Origin of the sequence: Novosphingobium sp. LASN5T, from assembly GCF_003856955.1 — a bacterium.
Taxonomy (GTDB): Bacteria; Pseudomonadota; Alphaproteobacteria; order Sphingomonadales; family Sphingomonadaceae; genus Novosphingobium.
Genome location: NZ_RQSI01000011.1, coordinates 1 through 18806 on the forward strand (window position 1 = coordinate 1; position 18806 = coordinate 18806).

An 18806-nucleotide genomic window follows, 5' to 3' on the forward strand; every position below is an offset into this window, starting at 1 on the left:
GATCGGCGTCGTCCAGCGCGGCGGCCAGGCGCGGGCGCCGCTCCTCGTCGGCCGCCAGCGCGGCTTCGGCGGCGGCGATGTCGTCATCGAGCCGGGCCAGCGCCGCGGCCGCGTCCTCGGTCATGCGATCGGCGTGGGTGCGATCATCGTCCAGCCGCTGCAATTGCCGGTCAAGGTCGGCCAGCCGTTGTTCGGCCGCCTCCAGCTGGGTGGTCAGTGCGGCCATGCGCTGGCCGTGTGCCGAAGCATCCTGCCGGCGATCGAACAGTTCGTCGCGCGCTTCGGCCAGCGCGGTGGCGGCGGCATGTTGCGCCAGCTGGGCCGCGCGCGCGGCGGCCTGCGCGCTGACGACGGCCTCCTCGCTGGCCTTCGCTTCCCGCCGCGCCGCGTCGGCCGCGTCCGCCGCGTCGCGCCAGCGGGCAAAGACCATGCGCGCCTCGGCCACGCGGATGCGTTCGCTTACCGCCTTGTAGCGTTCGGCGGCGCGTGCCTGCCGGCGCAGCGTGGCGATCTGGCCTTCCAGCCCCGCCAGCAGGTCCACCAGCCGTTCGAGATTGGTTTCGGTGGCGCGCAGCTTCTGTTCCGCATCGCGCCGGCGGACGTGCAGGCCGGCGATCCCCGCCGCTTCCTCCAGCATCATGCGCCGTTCGGCGGGGCGCGCGGCGATCACCGCCGCGATGCGGCCCTGGCTGACCAGCGCCGGGCTGTGCGCGCCGGTGGCGGCATCGGCGAAGACCAGCGCCACGTCCTTGGCGCGCACGTCCTTGCCGTTGACGCGATAGGCGCTGCCCGCGCCGCGTTCGATGCGGCGCACCACTTCCAGTTCGCCGCCGAACGGACCGGAAGGATCGGTCGTCGCCGTCAGCATCACTTCGGCAAAGGCGCGCGCGGGGCGCTGGGTGGTGCCCGCGAAGATCACGTCTTCCATGCCGCCGCCGCGCATCGACCGGGCCGAGCTTTCGCCCATGACCCAGCGGATCGCTTCCAGCAGGTTCGATTTTCCGCAACCGTTGGGGCCGACAATGCCCGTCAACCCCGGTTCGATCCGGAGTTCGGCGGGTTCCACAAAGCTCTTGAAGCCGGTCAGCTTCAAGCGCCTGAATTCCATTAGCCCCCCTTCCGCGCGTGCTCCCCTTTAGCGCGCGCCAGCTTTTTGTAGCAGCGGTTCCAGTTCCTGCCAGCTTGCAACTTCCAGATTCTTGCCATTCAGGATGAATGTGGGCGTGCCGGTGACGTTGAAGTCCTTGGTCGCCTTGTCGGTGCGATTGGCGAGTTCGGTGGCTTTCGCGGTATCGGACAGGCACTTGGCGCCCTGATCGGCGGCGATGCCGCGCGCGGCGAAGAAGTCGGTCATGCCGCCCAGCTGGGCGATGCCGGTGAAGCGCTGCGCCGGCGGCTGTTCGGCCAGCGCCTTGAAGCGGGCTTCATCCTTCTGCAGGTTGGTGAACATGTTGGGCTGCCAGTCCCAGAACTGTTCGCTCAGCGGGATCACCGCCTCGGGCGAACCGCAAGTGGCCAGCAGCGCGGCCGGCACGTCGAGCGCGTTGAGCATGAACAGGCGCAGTTCATAGCTGACCCGACCGCTGGCGATGTATTCGTCCTTCAGCTTGGGAAAGCCTTCCTTGGAGAAGGCGGCGCAGTGCGAACAGCTCAGCGCGCCGAACTCGATCAGCTTGAGCGGTGCCTGCGGGTTGCCCATCAGGTAGCCGCCATCGGGCGTGGCGCTGATCACGTCGGTCCACGCCTTGCCGGTCGGCGGCGCGATCTTCGCGATCGGCGCGGCGGTTTCGGCTCCGGCGCCCACCTCATCCTTCTTGCCGCATGCGGAAAGGCCCAGCGCCAGCGGCAGGGCAAGCAGGAGAAGGCGGCTACGGGTAAGTTTCATGGATGCTGTTCCCGGAATTGGAAGTGGCGCTTGGGACAAGGGCTAGCCGATCCGCGCGCCGGATTGAAGCCGGATTGAAGAACGTGCGTGGCCGATCAGTGCAGGCGGGCTTCGATCTGCGGCTTCAGCGCTTCCCAGGTATAGGTGCCCGAAAGCGGAACGCCGTTGAGCACGAAGCTGGGCGTACCGGTGACGAAGTCCTTGTCCACCGCGTCCTGCGTGCCCTTGGCCAGCTTGTCGGCCAGGGCCTTGTTGGCCAGGCAGCGGTCGGTGGCGGGGCGGTCGAAGCCGTGCGTCGCCATGATCTCGTAGAAATGGAAATCGCTGGCGATAGCGCGGGTGCGGCTGGCGAAATCGCCGGCGGTCCAGCGCTGCCGCTGGGCCGCGTTGGCGGAAACCATCGGGCCGATCCAGTCGGCCTGCCTGCCCAGAAAGGCGTTGTGCAGGGTGACGAATTTCGACGGCGGCCCGCAATGCGTCAGCAGGGCTACGGTCATGTCCACCGGATCGCGCACGAAGCTGCGGATCTCGACCGAACCCTTGCCGTTGCCGATGAACCCGATCTGGAGCTGCGCCAGCGATTCATGGTGGAATTCGGCGCAGTGCGGGCAGGTGTAGCTGATGTATTCCACCAGCTTCACCGGTGCGGCAGGGTTGCCCAGGATGTGGCTTTCGGTGGCCGTGCGGGTGACGATCGTGGTCGGCGGGCGCGTGGTGGCGGGCAGGCGGCCCGCTGCGGTTAACGTCATCATTCCGGCCAAGGCCAGCGCCAGCATGCTCAGGGCCCGCACGATCGATCGCATCACTGTGTCTTTTCCCCGTCCTGATTGCCGTCCGAAGTGTTCCCGCCCAGGTTGCGCGCCAGCGATTCCAGCACGGCCCGCAGTTCCGGATCGCCGATGTCGCGCAGCGATTCTCCCAGTTCCATGGGAATGGGCTTGAGCGAAGGCGGCGCGGCCCGCGCGCCGTCATTCCCGCGCGGCGCCTGAACCTGGCCTTGCCGGATCTTGACGCGCGCCACCGCGCGATAGCCGAAGAAGCGGTTCACCCGCTCGATGATCTCGGGAATCACGTGCTGGATCAGCGGCGCGTGCGCGGGCGTGACGACCAGCTGGAGAATGCCATCGGCCTTTTCGCCGGGCGGGAAGCGGATCGATTCGGGCGCGCAGTGCCGGGCGTGGTGCTGCCCCACGATCTCGGGCCAGCGCGTGACCACCGAACTCTGCACGAAGCCGAAGCGGCGAAAGGCGGTGCGGCCGATCGCGGGCATCAGGTCGGCGATCTGCCGCGCCTCTCCGCCACGCGCGCGCTCGAACGGCTTGCCGGCGTTTTGACCCGCCTTGTGGCCGGTCTTTTGCGGGGCGTTCCGGGGCTTTCCTGCTTCGCGTTCCATATTGCGTGCTGCCATGCCATAGCGGCGCGATGCAGACCAGTGGCGAGACGAATTCGGGTGCGGGTACGATCGCCGGCGATCTGCTCGCCTGGTACGATGTCCACGCGCGCCGGTTGCCGTGGCGGCGGCTGCCGGGGGAGGCGCCGCAGGAACCGTACCGCGTGTGGCTGTCGGAAGTGATGCTCCAGCAGACGACCGTGGCCGCCGTCGGCCCCTATTTCGCGAAGTTCACCCAGCGCTGGCCGGCGGTGACCGATCTGGCGGCGGCGGACGATGCCGATGTCATGGCCGCCTGGGCGGGGCTGGGCTACTACGCTCGCGCCCGTAACCTGCTCGCCTGCGCGCGCGCCGTGGCGGCGATGGGCGGGGCGTTCCCCGATACCGAGGAAGCCCTGCGCGCCTTGCCGGGGCTGGGCGCCTATACCGCCGCCGCCGTCGCCGCGATCGCGTTCGGGCGGCGCGCGGTGGTGGTGGATGCCAATGTCGAGCGCGTGGTGGCGCGGCTGTTCGCCATCACGGAACCGCTGCCCGGTGCGCGCCCGGCGATTCGCGAGGCAACGGACGCGATCACGCCCGAAGTGCGCGCGGGCGATTTCGCGCAGGCGATGATGGACCTTGGCGCGACGGTCTGCACCGTGAAGGCGCCGCGCTGCCTGTTGTGCCCGATACGTGACGAGTGCCGGGCCTATGCCGAGGGCGATCCGGAGCGCCTGCCGGTGAAGGCGGCGAAGAAGGCCCGGCCCACGCGGCGCGGGCGCGCGTTCTGGATCGTGCGCGATGGCGCGGTCTGGCTGGTGCGGCGGCCGGGGAAGGGGATGCTGGGCGGGATGCGCGCCTTGCCCGACGATGGCTGGAACGCGCGCGCCGATGGCCACGGTGAACCGCCGCTGGCCGGTGGCTGGCGCTCGGGCGGGCTGGTCCGGCACACCTTCAGCCATTTCGATCTCGAATTGCAATTGATGCTTTGCGATGCCGCTGGCGGTGCTAGTCTGGCCGAGGGAGAATGGTGGCCGCTCGCAGGGATCGAAGAGGCCGGCTTGCCCACGGTATTCGCCAAGGCGGCGCAACTGGCGCTGGCCGGGGCGTAGGATGAGCGAGAGGCGGTAGAAGACCCCATGCGAAGCGAAGTTCTGCCCGCGTTCCAGGGCCTTTCCCGACGCGAAATCATGCGAGGTGGCCTGTTCGTGGGAGCGGGGGCCACTCTGTTCCCCCGCCTGGCCTTCGCCAGCGCGGCGGCCGAGGCGCAATGGCCGGCGGTGACGCAACTGCTCGATGGCTACGTGTCCGGCGGCAAGCTGCCCGGCATGATCGCGGCGCTCGGCTGGGGCAGCGCCGCGCCGGAAAGCATCGCGCGTGGCGTCGAAACGAAGGGCGAAGCCGCCCCCGTCACCCTGGACAGCCTGTTCCGCGTCTATTCGATGACCAAGCCGGTCACCGGCATGGCCGCGATGATCCTGATCGACGAAGGCCGGCTGCGGCTTGACCAGCCCGTGTCGGACGTGCTGCCGAAGTTCGCGAAGATGCAAGTGCAGGTGACGCCGGACGGCTCGATCACCGATCTGCGGCCCGCGAAAACGCCGATCACGATCCGCCATCTGCTGACCCACACGGCAGGGCTGGGCTATTCGATCATCCAGAAGGGACCGATCAAGGCCGCCTACGAACAGGCCGGCATCGTGCCCGGCCAGATCACGCGGCTACCGTTGCCGGGCATGCAGCAGCCCGCCGACATGCCCCGCAGTCTTGCCGAGTTCGCGGACCGTCTGGCCGATCTGCCGCTCGTCTATGAACCCGGCACGCAATGGAGCTATTCGGTCGCGCTCGATCTGCTGGGCCGCGTGATCGAGGTGGTATCGGGCCAGCCGTTCGACCGCTTCCTGCACGATCGCATCTTCGGCCCCACGGGCATGGACAGTTCGTGGTTCCAGGTGCCGAAAAGCGAAGTCGGCCGGTTGACCTCGAACTACGGCGTGCTCGGCGGGTTCGTGGTGCCGCTCGATCCGGCGCCGTCCTCGATCTATCTCGATCCGCCAGCGTTTCCGTTCGGCGGTGCCGGGCTGGTGAGTTCGCCGCGCGATTACGACCGCTTCCTTACCATGCTGCTCGGCCATGGCGTGATCGGCGGGCGGCGCGTGATGAGCGAGGCGGCGGTGCGGCTGGGCACCAGCAACCTGCTTCCCGCCGGCACCGCCACCGACGGCACGATGATCGCGGGTGCGGGCTTCGGCGCCGGCGGGCGCGTCGGCATCGGTGTGGATGCCGGCACCTATGGCTGGGCCGGCGCCGCCGGGACGATCGCCTTCATCAACCATCGCGTGGGCAACCGGGCGGGCCTCTATACGCAATACATGCCCTCCGAAGCCTATCCGGTGCAAAGGGACTTCCCCAAGGCTGTGATCGCAGACCTGTTTCGTGGAAAGAAAGCCGCATGAACGGAACCACCATCGCCTTTGCCGGCAGCGCGCTCGACCGGGCGGACCATGTCCGCTCCGATCCGGAAAAGCTCGCCGGCCTGATGAACTGGCGTGCGCGCCTGCTGCGGCTGGACGGGCTGGACCCGCTGCTCGCGCCCGAAGGCGGGCTCGACTGGGGCACGCTGGCCGATGCCGATCCGCAGGCCGAACTGGTGTTTCTGGGCCTGACCGAGGACGGGCGCGGCTGCTTCGCCGAAGTCGCGCCGCGGCTGGTGGGCAGCGTGGCGCCGCCCAACCCGCGCCTGTGGCAGGCGATGACGATGCTGGGATCGCAGGATCTGGCGATCTATGGCGGCGCGCGCAGCCTGGTGGACTGGCACGCCCGGCACCGCTTCTGCGCCCGGTGCGGCCATGCCACCGTGCTGGCCAAGGGCGGCTGGCAGCGTTCCTGCACGAACGCGGCGTGCAAGGCGGAGCACTTCCCGCGCGTCGATCCGGTCACGATCATGCTGGTGGAGCATCAGGGCAACCTGCTGCTGGGCCGCCAGCCGCGCTTTCCCCCGCGTCGCTTCTCGGCGCTGGCCGGGTTCGTGGAACCGGGCGAATCGATCGAGGGTGCGGTGGCGCGCGAAGTGCAGGAGGAAGCGGGCGTGATCGTGCGCGATGTGACGTATGTTGCCAGCCAGCCGTGGCCGTTCCCCTCGTCGCTGATGATCGGTTGCCACAGCCTGACCGACGATCCGGCGCTCACCGTCGACACCACCGAACTGGAAGAGGCGCGCTGGTTCACCCGCGCCGAAGTGCGGGCGGCGCTGGACGGGGATGAGGAAGGGCCTTTCATCGCGCCCCCGCCGCACGCGGTGGCGCGGCACCTGCTGGAATGGTGGATCGCCCGATGACCGCGCCCGCTGCGCCGAAGCCGGTGACGATCGACATCTGGTCGGACGTGATGTGCCCGTGGTGCGTGATCGGCTACCACCAGCTGCAGAAGGGGCTGGCCATCCTGGGCGACGAGGTGACGGCGACGATCCGCTTCCATCCCTTCGAGCTGAACCCCGACATGCCGCCCGAAGGCGAGGAACAGAGCGCGCACATCATGCGCAAGTACGGGCGCAGCAAGGAGCAGGCGGCGGAAGGCCGCTCGCAATTGCTGGCCATTGCCGAACGCGCGGGCGCCAGCCTGTCCTGGTCGGGCGAGGGCACGCCGCCGCCCGCGATGATGTGGAACACCCGCGCCGCGCACACGCTGCTGGTCCATGCCTTGCGCGATTACGATGCGGAAACCGAAGTGCGGCTGAAGCTGGCGCTGTTCGCGGCGCATTTCCAGCACCGCCGCAACGTTTCGGACCATGCCGTCCTGCTCGATGTGGCGGAAAGCGCGGGGCTGGACCGCGCCCGCGCGCAAGCCGCGCTCGACGATCCGGAACTGGCCGCGATCGTCGTGGCGGGCGAGCAGCAGGCGTGGGACTGGAATATCTCCGGCGTGCCGGCGATGGTCGTCAACGGCAAATACCTGATCCCCGGCGCGCAGGAACCGGACGTCTATGCCAACGCCCTGCGCCGCGTGATCGCCCGCGAGGCGGCGGTGGTGGCGGGAGCCTAGGGTCTGTCGCAAAGGCCTGAATGAAATTCCGCCATCAGGTAGCCGCGAAAATCGGCTGATCGGTGGGAAGGGCGGGGAAGCGGACGTTAGACACGCGCCGCCAATTGCCACTTTCGCCAAACGTTTCTGATCCACATGCCGAAGCAAAAAGCGAAGTAGCAAACCCATCCGATGCTGCCCCAAAGGGACGCGGTCGCAATTGAGCGCGTAACCCACGCAAGCAGCACTAAAAATGCTCCTCCTGCCGCGAGGCGCCACCACGGGACTGTTGCTAAACGGGCATCAATCAGCTGCAGCCAATTACGCCGAGGTTGGACAGGAGGGCGGGCGCTTATTGATGCGGTTGCAATGCTTAGGATGCGCCGGTCCACAAAGATAATTCCAGCGAACAAAATTACGGCACAGAGATATCCAATGAAAGTCCCTGCCTCATCGGGAACACTGGAAATCACGGCTAATCCAGCCGCTGCAAATATCAAAATAAAGAACAATACCCATAGGATGGCGTGGTACTTCCAGTAGGTCGACTTGAAGGTTCGTAGAATCTGCTCTCTTTCCTCCGCCGTGACGGGCACCGCCTGTGCAGTAGGTCTACGGCGGTATAAGAATCCCCCATCACACGGCTCGAACGAACGCGAGAGCCGCCTGCGCGACAAAAAATACGAGAACATGAGCCGCCTCCAACAACACGATGTTGCCGCGCTCTGCTCCGGTCCGCAACCGCATCGAGTCCGAAATGACGCGGTTTAGGCGGAATACCGGAATCTTCGTCCCCCACCATCCGTCGCGGACCCCCTCCACGCTGCCTACCCCTGCGGCTGCGCGATCCACTTGCCGCTGTTCTGGTATTCGGGCCGGATCGCGTTGGAGCCGGGCAGGTTCGTTCCCGGCGGATTGGAGCCGGCGGGGTGTGAACCGGCGGGGGGCGATCCCGGCAGCCGGTTGCCCGCGCGGAACACCGTATCGCCGCCGCGCTGCTCGATCGCCGGGGCATAGACGGGCGCGGTGGCGTGGGGCAGCGGCACTTGCCCGAACGCGGCGGACGTCGCGGCCGGCACCGGCGCGGCCTGCTGCTGAAGCGCGGCGAGGCGGCCGTCCTCGTAGGCGCGGGCGAGCGCGACCGGGTCGGCGATGTCGGTGGGCGCGGGCGTCCAGGTGCGCGGATGCGGCGCGGCGATCGGCTCGCCTCCGGCATAGACCGCGTTGAACGCCGCCGGGCGTCCCGCGCCGCCGCTCCAGCGGTAGAAGCGATGCGCGCCGATCGTGCCGATGAAGGCCAGGCTGTCGGCCCAGTAGGGGTGGATCGCGCTGGTGTGGTAATGCGTGGCAAGGCCCACCGGGGCATAGACGTAGCCCGCCAGCGCATCGCGGGCGACGCGCCGCGCGCGCTCCCAGAACGCCACCATCGGCCGGCGCGCCAGCGATCCGTCGCAGGCGAAGCTGAACTGGCAGCCGGGCCGCTCCGATCCCTGATAGACCACGCCGCACACGGTATTGGGGAAGGCGGGATGCGCCACGCGGTTCAGCACCACTTGCGCCACCGCGCGCTGGCCGCTGTCGGGTTCCGAAGCGGCTTCGTAATAGATCGCCGCCGTCAGGCATTGCAGCGCGCGCCACTGGTCCTCGCCGCTGCCGCGCGCGAAGATCGGCCGCGCGGCGGGGCCGGCGGGTTCGACGGCGGACGCGACCTCCTCGTCATCGCGGTGCGCGGCCCAGGCCTGTTCGGCGGCGTTGGGCGCGATCAGCCCGGTATCGTCGGGCGAGACATAGTAGAAGGCCGATCCGGGAAAGCTTTTGCCCGCCTGCTCGAACGGTTGCAGCGCACCCGCTTCGGCCTGCGCAGAGGCGCGGTCGATCCCGCCGGGGCTGCCCCATCCCACCGGGCCGAGCACCATCGCGAAAAGGCCGATCGTGGCCACGCCGGCCAGCCGCTGGCGCAGCATCGACGGGGTCCGCAGCCGGCGTCGCACCGAGACCATGTCGCGCCGGCGGATGCGCGCGGCGAAATCGCGCGGGCGCGGCACAAGGGGGGCGGCATCGGCCATGTCCGCAAGGCCGTCGGCAGGGTTATCGTCGCGGTGGCGGCTGACATCGCCCGCGCGCACGTTCTCCTCCGCAGCCGGGGGCAAGGCCCCGGTCGGCAGGGTGAACGGACGGTAGGCGATCTCCAGCGGCATCGGGTCTTGGACGCGTTCCTTTGCTCTCCTGCGCTAGCGCGCGTGGGCAGACCCCGCACGCACGGCGTTCGCGCCGTCCCAAGGCGGCACAGACCCGCGTCATAGGGTGAATCGGTTAAGACTCTTGCCCGTGCCCCCGTTCGGGGCTACGCGCCGCAGCGACGCCACCGGTGCCCGCAACGGGCCCAGAGGGAATCCGCGAAGGACCAGCACGGTCCCTAACCGGAGCTGCCCCCGCAACTGTATCCGGCGAGCGCCCTGTCCACGATGCCACTGGCCGCACGGCCGGGAAGGCGGGCAGGGGGCGATGACCCGGAGAGCCAGGAGACCTGCCGGTGTGTGGTCGTTCCGCGGCCGGGCGGGGTGTACCGGGCGCACGCGTCGCGAGTTCCGCCCGTTGGCCCGGCGGTCCTCCCGCCATGAACGGCAGTTCGTTCATGGGCTGGGAGTCTGAAGAATGCCGGGCAAATATCTGTTTTTCCTTACCGCATCCCTGTTGGCCGCCGCGCCGGCGTTGGCGCAGGACGATATGGCGCAACCTGCCGCGCCGGCCGTCTCCGCCGATGCGCAGATCACCGTGCTCGCCACGGGCAGCAAGCTCCGGCTCGACCAGACCGGGCAGGCCGTCACCGTCATCACCGCCGAGCAGATCGCGCAGGTGCAGGGCGCGGACCTGACGCGCGTGCTGGAGCGCGTGCCCGGTCTCACCTTCTCGCGCAACGGCGGTCTCGGCACCTTTACCGGCGTGCGCCTGCGCGGCTCCGAAGCCGAACAGGTGCTGGTGCTGATCGATGGCGTGCGCGTGGAGGATGTGTCCTCGCCCTCGGGCGGCTATGATTTCGGCAACCTGTTGACCGGCGGAATCGACCGCATCGACGTGCTGCGCGGCTCGAACTCCGTGGTCTGGGGCAGCGCCGCGATCGGCGGCGTCATCGCGGTGACGACCAAGGAAGTGAACGGCGCGGAAGCCAGCGTCGAATATGGCGCGAAGGAAACGGTCTCCGCCGATGCCGTGGCTGGCGTGGCCAACGATCGCTATGCCTTCTCGCTCAACGGCGGCTACGCGCGCACCGATGGCGTTTCCGCCGCCGCGGTCGGCACCGAGCCGGACGGCTACCGCCAGTGGCGCATCGGCGGGCGCGGGCGCGTGAACCTCACCCCCGATCTCTCGCTCAACGCCGTCGCGCGCTATGCCGACAGTCGGCTCGACATCGACGGTTATCCGCCGCCGACTTACACCGTGTTCGGCGACACGCCAGAATACCAGAAGACCCGCCAGTTCTCCGGCCGCGCCGGGTTCCACTATGCCGGCAGCGCGCTTACGCTCGACGGCGGCTACGCGCTCGCCGATACGCGCCGGAACTATTACGACCCCACCTACGGCGCCGATCCGCAGTACGGCTACAAGGGCCGCAGTCAGCGCGTCGACCTGACCGGCCGCATCGCGCTGCCCGCGCATTTCGCGCTCGATTTCGGCGGGGACAGCGAATGGACGCGCTTCTCTTCCACGTTCGATGCCCAGCGCAGCGCGCGCCTGTCCAGCGGCCACGCGCTGCTCGGCTGGTACACCGACCGGGCCAGCCTTGCCGCCGGCGTGCGCGTGGACGATCACAGCCGCTTCGGCACGCAGGCGACGTTCGGCGCCAACGGCAGCGTCCGCGTGGCGCAGGGGCTGCGCCTGCGCGCCAGCTATGGCGAAGGGTTCAAGGCGCCCACGCTCTACCAGCTCTATTCGGATTACGGGAATCAGGGGCTCAGCCCCGAACGCAGCCGCAGCTATGACGCCGGGGTCGAATACACCACGGCCGATGGCGTGTTCCATGCCTCGGCCACCTGGTTCCGGCGCGATACGCGCAACCTCATCGCCTATGTCTCGTGCTTCTCGGTCACCAGCCCGTTGTGCGCGGACGGGCGCTTCGGCTTCTACGACAACGTCGGCAAGACCCGTGCCGAAGGTGTGGAACTGGAACTGCGCGCCGATGTCAGCCCCACGTTCCGCGCGCAGGCGGTTTATACCTATGACCGCGCCCGCAACCTGACCGTGGCGGACGCGAACTACGGCAAGGCGCTCGCCCGCCGCCCGCGCAACGCGCTGACGCTTTCGGCCGACTGGACCTCGCCGCTCGCTGGCCTGACTTTCGGCGCGGACGTCCGCCTTGTCAGCGACAGCTTCGACGATGCGGGCAACCGCACCCGGCTGGATGGCTACGAGCTGACCACGCTGCGCGCCAGCCTGCCGTTCGGGGATTTCTTCGAACTGTTCGGTCGGGTCGAAAACCTGTTCGATGAAAAGTACCAGACCTCGGCTGGGTATGGCACCTGGGGCCGCTCCGCCTTCATCGGCGCGCGGGTGCGCTATTAAGGCGGGCAACGCCTTGCCTTCCTCCACCCCGCCGGCCATGTGGCGGCGGGGCCGGGGGCTGGCGTTGCTGGCGGCCCTTTCCGCCTGCGCGCCGGCCACGCCTCCGCCTTCGGCCACGCGCGCGCACCCCGCGATCGTTTCGCTGAACCCGTGCAGCGATGCGATCCTGGCCGAAGTGGCCGATCCGGGGCAGGTGCTGGCGCTGTCACACTACAGCCGCGATCCCCGATCGAGTTCGATGGACGTGGCGCTGGCCCGGCGCTTTCCCGCCACGCGCGGCACGGTGGAGGAAGTGCTGGCGCTCCATCCCGATCTCGTGCTGGGCGATACGTTCCTCGGTCCGGCCGCGCGCGCGGCCTATGATCGCCTTGGCATTCCCGTCACGCAGCTTCCCATTGCCATGACCGTGGCCGACAGCCGCGCGCAGGTCCGCCGCATTGCCGCGCTGGCGGGGCATCCGGAGCGCGGCGAGCGGCTCGTCGCGCGGATCGACGCCGCGTTGGCCGCCGCCGCGCCGCCGCCGGGCACGGCCCCCGTGCCCACGGTCGTCTGGCAATCGGGCGGAATCGTGCCCGGCGAAGGCACGCTGATCGCCGATCTGCTCCGCCGCACCGGCTTCGCCAGTTTCAGCGCCGCGCGCGGGATGCGCCAGGCGGACGTGCTGCCGCTGGAACGGATGCTGGCCGATCCGCCACGCCTGATCCTGATCGCGTCCGACGCGCACGGCGATGGCGATCGCCGGCTGCACCATCCGGTTCTTGCCGCGCTGGACGGCACGCGGCGCGAAACGCTCGCGCCCGGCCTCCTCTATTGCGGCGGCCCCACGATCATCCGCGCGGCGGCGCGGCTCCGGCAGGTGCGGGCTTCGCTATGACCGTGCGTCCGGTTCCCCTCCTGCTTGCCGCACTGGCGCTCGCCGTGCCGCTCTCGTTGCTCGCGGGGCAGGTTTGGATCGATCCGCTGGCGCCGGCCGCGCGCAACGCCCTGCCGATCCTGATCGAACTGCGCCTGCCGCGCGCGGTGCTGGCGCTGCTCGTCGGCGGCGGGCTGGGCGCGGCGGGCGCGGCGATGCAGGGCTACTTGCGCAATCCGCTGGCCGATCCGGGGCTGTTCGGCATCGCGCCGATGGCGGCGCTGGGCGCGGTGCTATCGTTCTGGACCGGCTATGCCGCGCAAGGCTGGCTGCTGCCGCTGTTCGCGCTGGCGGGCGCGGCGCTGGGGATGGCGCTGCTGGCGTTGATCGCGGGGCGGACCGGCGGGGTGGCGCTGTTTACGCTCGCGGGAATGATGATCGCCAGCCTGGCCGGCGCGCTTACCAGCCTGGCCATCAGCCTTGCCCCCAATCCCTTCGCGCTCAGCGAGATCGTCACCTGGTTGATGGGCGCGCTGGCCGATCGCGGCTGGCCCGATGTGCTGATCGCGCTGCCGCCCACGTTGCTTGGCCTGCTGGTGCTGCGGCGCACCGGGCCGGCGCTCGATGCGCTCATGCTGGGCGAAAGCGCGGCGCGCTCGCTCGGCGTTGATCCGGCGCGGCTGCTGTGGCGGATGGTCGCGGGCGTGGGCCTCGTCGTCGGCGCGGGCGTGGCGGTCGCCGGGATCATCGGCTTCGTCGGCCTGGTCGTGCCGCACCTCGTCCGTCCCTTTACCGACCGCCGCCCCTCCGCGCTGCTCCTGCCGAGCGCGCTGGCGGGCGCGCTGCTGCTGCTGGTGGCCGATTGCCTGTGCCGCGTGCTGCCGCTGGCGGGCGGCGAACTGCGCCTTGGCATCGCGCTAAGCCTGATCGGCGCGCCGTTCTTCCTGCGCCTGCTGCTGGCGATGCGGCGGGAGATTGCGTGATGCTCGCCGCCAAGCAGGTATCCGTTCCCGGCCGGCTGGAGGCGATCACCACCGCGCTGCGCCCCGGCCAGATCACCGCGATCTGCGGCCCCAACGGCGCGGGCAAGTCCACGCTGCTCGCCTGCCTCGCCGGGCTGCACGCGCCGACGGAAGGCGTCGCGCTGCTCGATGGCCATCCCGTCGCCACGCTGCCGCCGCTCACCCGCGCGCGCGCCATCGGCTTTCTGCCGCAGGACGGCGCGGTCGCCTGGGATGTCACTGTGGAAACGCTCGTCCGGCTCGGCCGCCTGCAGCACCGCGCCGGACCCGAAGCGGACGCCGCCGCGGCGCGGGCTGCCATGGCCGCGCTCGATCTGGAGGGCTTCGCCGCGCGGCCCGTTTCCGCCCTGTCCGGCGGGGAGCGCGCCCGTGCCCTGCTGGCGCGCGTGCTGGCGGGTGAACCGCGCTGGATACTCGCCGACGAACCGCTCGCCAGTCTCGATCTCGCGCACCAGCTTGCCTTGCTGGCCCGCTTCCGCATCCTGGCGGCGGGCGGAACGGGAGTGGTCCTCGTACTCCACGATCTTGCGCAGGCGATGAACCAAGCCGATCGCGTCCTGATCCTCGATCACGGGCGCCTCGTGGCCGATGGGCCGCCCGAAACGACGCTTACCCCCGCGATGATCGGGGAAGTGTGGGGCCTTGATGGCCATTGGCTGGGCGAGCCGGGCCGCAGGGCGCTGGCCTTCTCGCCGTCCTGACCGTGCCAGGCCCTTCTACTGGTCGCCGCTGAACGGGGGCGGCGCGAAGATTTCCACAATCGCGGTGCCGGCGGGCGCAGTCTTGCCGGACATGGTCTGCGCCGTGATCCCGGCACCGGCCAGCGCGTTCGGCAGGGCCTCGTCGTGCGCGTCCTCGGGCATGGCGATGCGCACGTGGGCAACGCCCCAGCGCTGCAACGCCCAGATCGCGACACCGGCGGGAATCGTGTCGGCGGGGGCTCCCTCGGTGGTCAGTGCGATACGCAGTTCCGGTGTGGCGGGCGGGATCACGCGCACGCTCCAGCCTTCGGCGGCATCGGTGGCGATGCGTTCGGCCCGGAGATAGTCGGCCAGCTTCCAGCCGGGCGCGGCAACCGGCTGTATGTTCACCGCGCGTTCGGTCCGGTTGATCCACAGCGCGGTGGTGGGCAGGCCAATGCTGGCGCGGATGCGGGCATAGGGCGGTACGTCGGCGGCGATCCCGGCGGCGGTGCGTTCCATCGCCGCGTCGATCATGGCGCGGGTTTGCGAGGGCAGGTCGGCGGCCAGCACCTGCTGGAGATTGACCGAGACCGCAGGCCCGACTTTGGCGGCAAGGAGATCGTGGACGCGCTGTTCGCCGTTCGCCGCATATTGCGGGGCGATGACGACCGCATTTATCGAGGGATCGCCGAACAGGGGCCAGTGCGCGTCCATTTGCGCGATGCTGGTGCCCCGCTGGCCTGAAACCTGCTCGATCGCATTCCTCGCCGACGAACGCAGCGTGCCCTCGCGCTTCACCTGCACCAGCGTCATGGCCAGCGGGGTGGCCAGCGCGAGGAACGCGGCAATCCCGGCGACAGTATGCGCGGTGGTCCACTGCACGTTCTGCAATGGCCGCGCCGCGCCGGAGAGCCGGGCGACCAGCGCGAAGGCAAAGGCGATGGCCGAAAGGTTGGTCAGGAACAGCAGCAGCGCGCCCAGCGCGAAGGTGGGTTGCAGCGTGGCGATGCCATAGCCGACAGTGGTCAACGGTGGCATCAGCGCGGTGGCGATGGCCACGCCGATCGCGGTTCCGCCCTTGCCCATCACCGTGGCGTACCCGCCGGCGATGCCCGAAAGCAGCGCGACGGCAAGGTCGAGCAGGGTGGGTTGCGTGCGGGCGAGAAGTTCGGGCGTGGCGTTGCGGATCGGGCTGATCCAGGTGATCAGCATCCCGGCGGCAATGCCGATCGCCGCGCCCACCAGCACCACGCGCGCGGCATCGCGGATGCGCTGACCGTCAATGGAGGCGAAGCCGAAGCCCAGCGCGGCGATCGGGCTCATCAGCGGAGAAACCAGCATCGCGCCGATCACCACGGCGGTCGAGGACTGCAGCAGGCCCAGTGCCGCGATGCCGGCGGCAAGGCCGCACATCAGCATGTAACCGCGCGTCAGCGCGCCATCGTCCTGCACCTGATGCCGCAGTTCACGCGCGTCATCGGGCGAGAGTTCCGGAAGCAGGATGAGCCGGGCGAACCGGATCCGCCAGCGCAGCAGGCGATGCCGGACCGGAGCGAGGCGGGAGGACAGCGATGCGGGATCGGGAAAGCGGAATACCATGGGGGGAGGATAGCGGCCTTGCCCCCGGCCGCCAAATCCGCAGGGGTTCGTGCCGCCGACGATTTCGTCCGGACCGGATGCGAAAAAGGGCATGGAACCGGTCCATGCCCTTTTGTTCGTTTGCGTATCGGCGGGCGATCAGGCCGGCAGCGTCAGCGCCTCGTAGCGTTCGAGATGCCAGTCGGCGGGGCCGAACTGGCTTTCGATCATCGTCAGGCGCTTGAAGTAATGGCCGGCGGCCAGTTCCACGGTGATGCCGATGCCGCCGTGGGTCTGCACCGCGTTCTGACCGATGAAGCGCAGCGACTTCGAGACTTTCGCCTTGGCCAGGCTGACCGCCGCCTTGCGCTGTTCGGCCGGAAGATCGAGCTTGAGCGTGCCCATCAGCGTCATCGAGGCGACCTGCTCGGCCTCGATCATCATATCGGCGAGGCGGAACTGCAGCGCCTGGAACCGGCCGATCGGCTGGCCGAACTGCTTGCGCTCCTTGGTGTAGGCCAGCGTCAGTTCGTGCAACTGGCGCCCGGCGCCCTGGCCTTCGGCGCAGACTGCCATCGTGGCCTCGTCCACCACGTGCTCGATCAGGTCCATGCCGCCCGGCAGCAGCGCTTCGCCGGGCACAGCGACGTTCTCGAAATAGACTTCCGACGCTTGGAACCCGTCGACCGTCGGGTAATCGCGGCGGGTGACGCCCGCGCTCTTCGCGTCCACCACGAACAGCTCCACGCCGCCGCGTTCGTTGCCCGATCCGCCGGTGCGCGCGGTGACCAGCAGGTGCGTGGCCCACGGTGCGGCATAGACCACCGCCTTGTGACCGTTCAGCACATAGCCGGCGCCATCCTTGCGCGCGGTGGTTTCGATCCGCGCCAGGTCATAGCGGCCCTTCGGCTCGGCATAGGCGAAGGCGAAGATCACGTCGCCGCCGATGATGCCGGGGATCAGCGCATCGGCCATCGCGCCGCCCGCCGCCTTCAGCGCGCCGCCGCCGATCACGGCGGTCTGGAGATAGGGCTCGATCGCGATGACCTTGCCCAGTTCCTCCATCACGATCAGGTTTTCCAGCGGCCCGCCGCCAAGTCCGCCCTGTTCCTCGGTGAAGGGGGCGGACAGGATGCCCAGTTCGGTCGCCAGCGCGCGCCAGATGCCCGGATCGCGGCCTTCCGGGCGCTCCAGCATCTTCTTGCGCGTTTCAAAGTCGTAGGTGTCCGCCAGGAAGCGCGAAAGCGTGTCGCGCAGCATGTCCTGCGTTTCGGTGAAGCTCAGGTCCATTCGTATCTATCCTCTCGGTCGGCCCGCCGGATGGCCAGCCTGTTGGCTGGCTCAGAGGCCGAGAACCATCTTGGCGATGATGTTGCGCTGGATTTCGTTGGACCCGCCATAGATGGTGGTCTTGCGCATGTTGAAATAGCTCGGCGCGGTGTGGTGCGCCCAGTCCGGCCCGATCGGGTGCTCGTTGTCGCCTTCGCCGAAGCCGCGGAAATAGGGCGCGCCATAATGCCCCGCCGCTTCCAGCGCGAGTTCGGTGATGCGCTGCTGGATTTCCGAACCCTTGATCTTGAGCACGCTCGATTCCGGCCCCGGCCCGCGCCCGGCGGCTTCGCCGGCCAGCGTGCGCAGTTCGGTGAATTCCAGCGCGGTCAGGTCCATTTCCAGTTCGGCCACCTTGCGCCGGAAGAACGGATTGGCCAGCAGCGGACGGTCGCCGTCCATTTCCGACGAGGCGATCGAGCGCACCCGCTCGATCCCGCGCTTCGAGGCCGCGACGCCGGCAATGCCGGTGCGTTCGTGCGCCAGCAGGAACTTGGCGCAGGTCCAGCCCTTGTTCTCCTCGTACACGCGGTTTTCGACCGGCACCTTCACGTCTTCGAGGAACACCTCGTTGACTTCGTGTTCGCCGCCCAGCGTGATGATCGGGCGCACGGTGATGCCCGGCGTCTTCATGTCGATCAGCAGGAAGCTGATGCCTTCCTGCTGCTTGGCATCGGGATTGGTGCGCACCAGGAAGAAGCCCCAGTCGGCATGCTGCGCCATCGTCGTCCAGGTCTTCTGGCCGTTGACGACATAGTGCGAGCCGTCCTCGCTCAGCACCGCGCGGGTACGCAGCGAGGCAAGGTCGGAGCCGGAACCGGGCTCGGAATAGCCCTGGCACCACCAGTCCTCGCCCGAAAGGATGCGCGGCAGGAAGCGGGCCTTCTGTTCGGGCGTGCCGAAGGTGTAGATCACCGGGCCGACCATGGTGATGCCGAACGGCATGATGCGGATGCAATCGGCCCGCGCGGTTTCCTCGGACCAGATGTAGCGCTGCGTGGCGGTCCAGCCGGGGCCGCCGTATTCGACCGGCCACGCGGGCGCGATCCAGCCCTTCTTCGCCAGCACCTTGTGCCAGGAGAGGAAATCCTCCTTGCTCAGGTCGCCGCCCTCGTCCTGCTTGCCGCGCAGCTGGGCGGGGTAGTTTTCGGCGATGAACGCGCGCACTTCGTCGCGGAAGGCAAGCTCTTCCGGGCTGAAATCAAGGTTCACGACGTCTCTCCCTTTTATAGACCGTCAAGCGCTGACCGGCGAATGCGAAGGCTGCCGGAACAGTTCAATCGCGCGATTGAATAGCAGGAAAATTCCCCGGTTTTAAGCGGGTGATGCAGGCTGCGGCGCAAGAGCGCGGCAGCGCCGGACGAGGCCGGATGACGTAACGGAAAGAAACGCGGCAAGGTGCCGAAGCAGCCGATTAGGGCGGTCTGCGGCGGCAGCTCGGATGTGCGGGGAAGAGCCGCAAAAGCACTTCGCGCGAATCGGGTCCGGATCTTAGACCGGCTTGGCG

At 68.9% G+C, this 18806-nt stretch carries 17 protein-coding genes and 1 riboswitch; of the genes, 8 read left to right on the forward strand and 9 right to left on the reverse strand.

Annotated elements, in window-relative coordinates; genetic code table 11:
• From EH199_RS09170 to EH199_RS09185, 4 genes are all read right to left on the reverse strand, one after another.
• A partial coding sequence (locus EH199_RS09170) for an AAA family ATPase (protein ID WP_148092143.1) occupies positions 1-1108 on the reverse strand: 1108 nt, incomplete at its 3' end.
• A 27-nt stretch (positions 1109-1135) separates the two neighbouring features.
• Positions 1136-1885, reverse strand: coding sequence for a thioredoxin domain-containing protein (locus EH199_RS09175; RefSeq protein ID WP_124808963.1), 750 nt, complete (start codon positions 1883-1885; stop codon positions 1136-1138).
• A gap of 95 nt (positions 1886-1980) precedes the next feature.
• On the reverse strand, positions 1981-2688 hold the full coding sequence (locus EH199_RS09180) for a thioredoxin domain-containing protein (protein WP_124808964.1): 708 nt from the start codon (positions 2686-2688) through the stop codon (positions 1981-1983).
• The gene (locus EH199_RS09185; RefSeq protein ID WP_124808965.1) at positions 2688-3278 is read right to left on the reverse strand and encodes a DUF721 domain-containing protein; all 591 of its coding nucleotides are present in this window, start codon (positions 3276-3278) and stop codon (positions 2688-2690) included. The genes EH199_RS09180 and EH199_RS09185 overlap by 1 nt, the downstream gene beginning before the upstream one ends.
• A gap of 29 nt (positions 3279-3307) precedes the next feature.
• Between EH199_RS09185 and EH199_RS09190 the strand changes: the two genes are divergently transcribed.
• The 4 genes from EH199_RS09190 to EH199_RS09205 are packed head-to-tail and all read left to right on the forward strand — an operon-like array spanning position 3308 to position 7295.
• The gene (locus EH199_RS09190) at positions 3308-4366 is read left to right on the forward strand and encodes an A/G-specific adenine glycosylase (RefSeq protein WP_124808966.1); all 1059 of its coding nucleotides are present in this window, start codon (positions 3308-3310) and stop codon (positions 4364-4366) included.
• A 27-nt stretch (positions 4367-4393) separates the two neighbouring features.
• Complete coding sequence (locus tag EH199_RS09195) at positions 4394-5710, forward strand: serine hydrolase (protein ID WP_124808967.1); 1317 nt, start codon at positions 4394-4396, stop codon at positions 5708-5710.
• Positions 5707-6591, forward strand: a complete 885-nt coding sequence (gene nudC, locus EH199_RS09200; RefSeq protein WP_124808968.1) for an NAD(+) diphosphatase — start codon at positions 5707-5709, stop codon at positions 6589-6591. The genes EH199_RS09195 and nudC overlap by 4 nt, the downstream gene beginning before the upstream one ends.
• Positions 6588-7295, forward strand: a complete 708-nt coding sequence (locus EH199_RS09205) for a DsbA family oxidoreductase (RefSeq protein WP_190287198.1) — start codon at positions 6588-6590, stop codon at positions 7293-7295. The genes nudC and EH199_RS09205 overlap by 4 nt, the downstream gene beginning before the upstream one ends.
• Positions 7296-7381: 86 nt before the next feature.
• On the opposite strand, the gene EH199_RS09210 is transcribed toward EH199_RS09205, so the two are convergent.
• Both EH199_RS09210 and EH199_RS09215 read right to left on the reverse strand, forming a co-directional pair.
• Positions 7382-7966 (reverse strand): hypothetical protein, encoded by a 585-nt coding sequence (locus EH199_RS09210; protein WP_124808970.1) that lies wholly within the window; start codon positions 7964-7966, stop codon positions 7382-7384.
• Positions 7967-8101: 135 nt separating this feature from the next.
• A complete protein-coding gene (locus tag EH199_RS09215) occupies positions 8102-9472 on the reverse strand; it encodes a cell wall hydrolase (RefSeq protein ID WP_223806577.1) in 1371 nt (456 codons plus the stop codon).
• Between the two features lie 151 nt (positions 9473-9623).
• A riboswitch (cobalamin riboswitch) is annotated at positions 9624-9824 on the forward strand.
• A 105-nt stretch (positions 9825-9929) separates the two neighbouring features.
• On the opposite strand from EH199_RS09215, the gene EH199_RS09220 reads away from it, so the two are divergent.
• Genes EH199_RS09220 through EH199_RS09235 form a run of 4 tightly spaced genes read left to right on the forward strand, consistent with a single transcriptional unit; the run spans position 9930 to position 14410 of the window.
• Positions 9930-11834 carry a TonB-dependent siderophore receptor gene (locus EH199_RS09220; protein WP_124808971.1) on the forward strand — a complete coding sequence of 635 codons (1905 nt, stop codon included), beginning with the start codon at positions 9930-9932 and terminating at the stop codon, positions 11832-11834.
• 13 nt (positions 11835-11847) lie between these two features.
• On the forward strand, positions 11848-12708 hold the full coding sequence (locus EH199_RS09225; RefSeq protein WP_223806578.1) for an ABC transporter substrate-binding protein: 861 nt from the start codon (positions 11848-11850) through the stop codon (positions 12706-12708).
• The gene (locus EH199_RS09230) at positions 12705-13670 is read left to right on the forward strand and encodes an iron ABC transporter permease (RefSeq protein WP_124808972.1); all 966 of its coding nucleotides are present in this window, start codon (positions 12705-12707) and stop codon (positions 13668-13670) included. Before EH199_RS09225 ends, EH199_RS09230 begins: the two co-directional genes overlap by 4 nt.
• A complete protein-coding gene (locus EH199_RS09235; protein WP_124809063.1) occupies positions 13670-14410 on the forward strand; it encodes an ABC transporter ATP-binding protein in 741 nt (246 codons plus the stop codon). The genes EH199_RS09230 and EH199_RS09235 overlap by 1 nt, the downstream gene beginning before the upstream one ends.
• 15 nt (positions 14411-14425) lie before the next feature.
• Here the strand turns inward: EH199_RS09235 and EH199_RS09240 are convergent, their stop codons facing one another.
• Genes EH199_RS09240 through EH199_RS09250 form a run of 3 tightly spaced genes read right to left on the reverse strand, consistent with a single transcriptional unit; the run spans position 14426 to position 18511 of the window.
• Positions 14426-16084, reverse strand: a complete 1659-nt coding sequence (locus EH199_RS09240; RefSeq protein WP_124808973.1) for a DUF389 domain-containing protein — start codon at positions 16082-16084, stop codon at positions 14426-14428.
• Between the two features lie 45 nt (positions 16085-16129).
• On the reverse strand, positions 16130-17260 hold the full coding sequence (locus EH199_RS09245) for an acyl-CoA dehydrogenase family protein (RefSeq protein WP_124808974.1): 1131 nt from the start codon (positions 17258-17260) through the stop codon (positions 16130-16132).
• Positions 17261-17311: 51 nt separating this feature from the next.
• Positions 17312-18511, reverse strand: a complete 1200-nt coding sequence (locus EH199_RS09250) for an acyl-CoA dehydrogenase family protein (protein ID WP_124808975.1) — start codon at positions 18509-18511, stop codon at positions 17312-17314.
• Positions 18512-18806: the final 295 nt, after the last annotated feature.

Coding starts and splice junctions, on each gene's coding strand:
- EH199_RS09245 (WP_124808974.1), bottom strand. CDS start 17,260: ATGGACCTGAGCTTCACCGAAACGCAGGACATGCTGCGCGACACGCTT.
- EH199_RS09240 (WP_124808973.1), bottom strand. CDS start 16,084: ATGCCCTTTTTCGCATCCGGTCCGGACGAAATCGTCGGCGGCACGAAC.
- EH199_RS09210 (WP_124808970.1), bottom strand. CDS start 7,966: ATGTTCTCGTATTTTTTGTCGCGCAGGCGGCTCTCGCGTTCGTTCGAG.
- EH199_RS09215 (WP_223806577.1), bottom strand. CDS start 9,472: ATGCCGCTGGAGATCGCCTACCGTCCGTTCACCCTGCCGACCGGGGCC.
- EH199_RS09205 (WP_190287198.1), top strand. CDS start 6,588: ATGACCGCGCCCGCTGCGCCGAAGCCGGTGACGATCGACATCTGGTCG.
- EH199_RS09175 (WP_124808963.1), bottom strand. CDS start 1,885: ATGAAACTTACCCGTAGCCGCCTTCTCCTGCTTGCCCTGCCGCTGGCG.
- EH199_RS09230 (WP_124808972.1), top strand. CDS start 12,705: ATGACCGTGCGTCCGGTTCCCCTCCTGCTTGCCGCACTGGCGCTCGCC.
- nudC (WP_124808968.1), top strand. CDS start 5,707: ATGAACGGAACCACCATCGCCTTTGCCGGCAGCGCGCTCGACCGGGCG.
- EH199_RS09180 (WP_124808964.1), bottom strand. CDS start 2,688: ATGCGATCGATCGTGCGGGCCCTGAGCATGCTGGCGCTGGCCTTGGCC.
- EH199_RS09235 (WP_124809063.1), top strand. CDS start 13,670: ATGCTCGCCGCCAAGCAGGTATCCGTTCCCGGCCGGCTGGAGGCGATC.
- EH199_RS09220 (WP_124808971.1), top strand. CDS start 9,930: ATGCCGGGCAAATATCTGTTTTTCCTTACCGCATCCCTGTTGGCCGCC.
- EH199_RS09185 (WP_124808965.1), bottom strand. CDS start 3,278: ATGGAACGCGAAGCAGGAAAGCCCCGGAACGCCCCGCAAAAGACCGGC.
- EH199_RS09195 (WP_124808967.1), top strand. CDS start 4,394: ATGCGAAGCGAAGTTCTGCCCGCGTTCCAGGGCCTTTCCCGACGCGAA.
- EH199_RS09190 (WP_124808966.1), top strand. CDS start 3,308: ATGCAGACCAGTGGCGAGACGAATTCGGGTGCGGGTACGATCGCCGGC.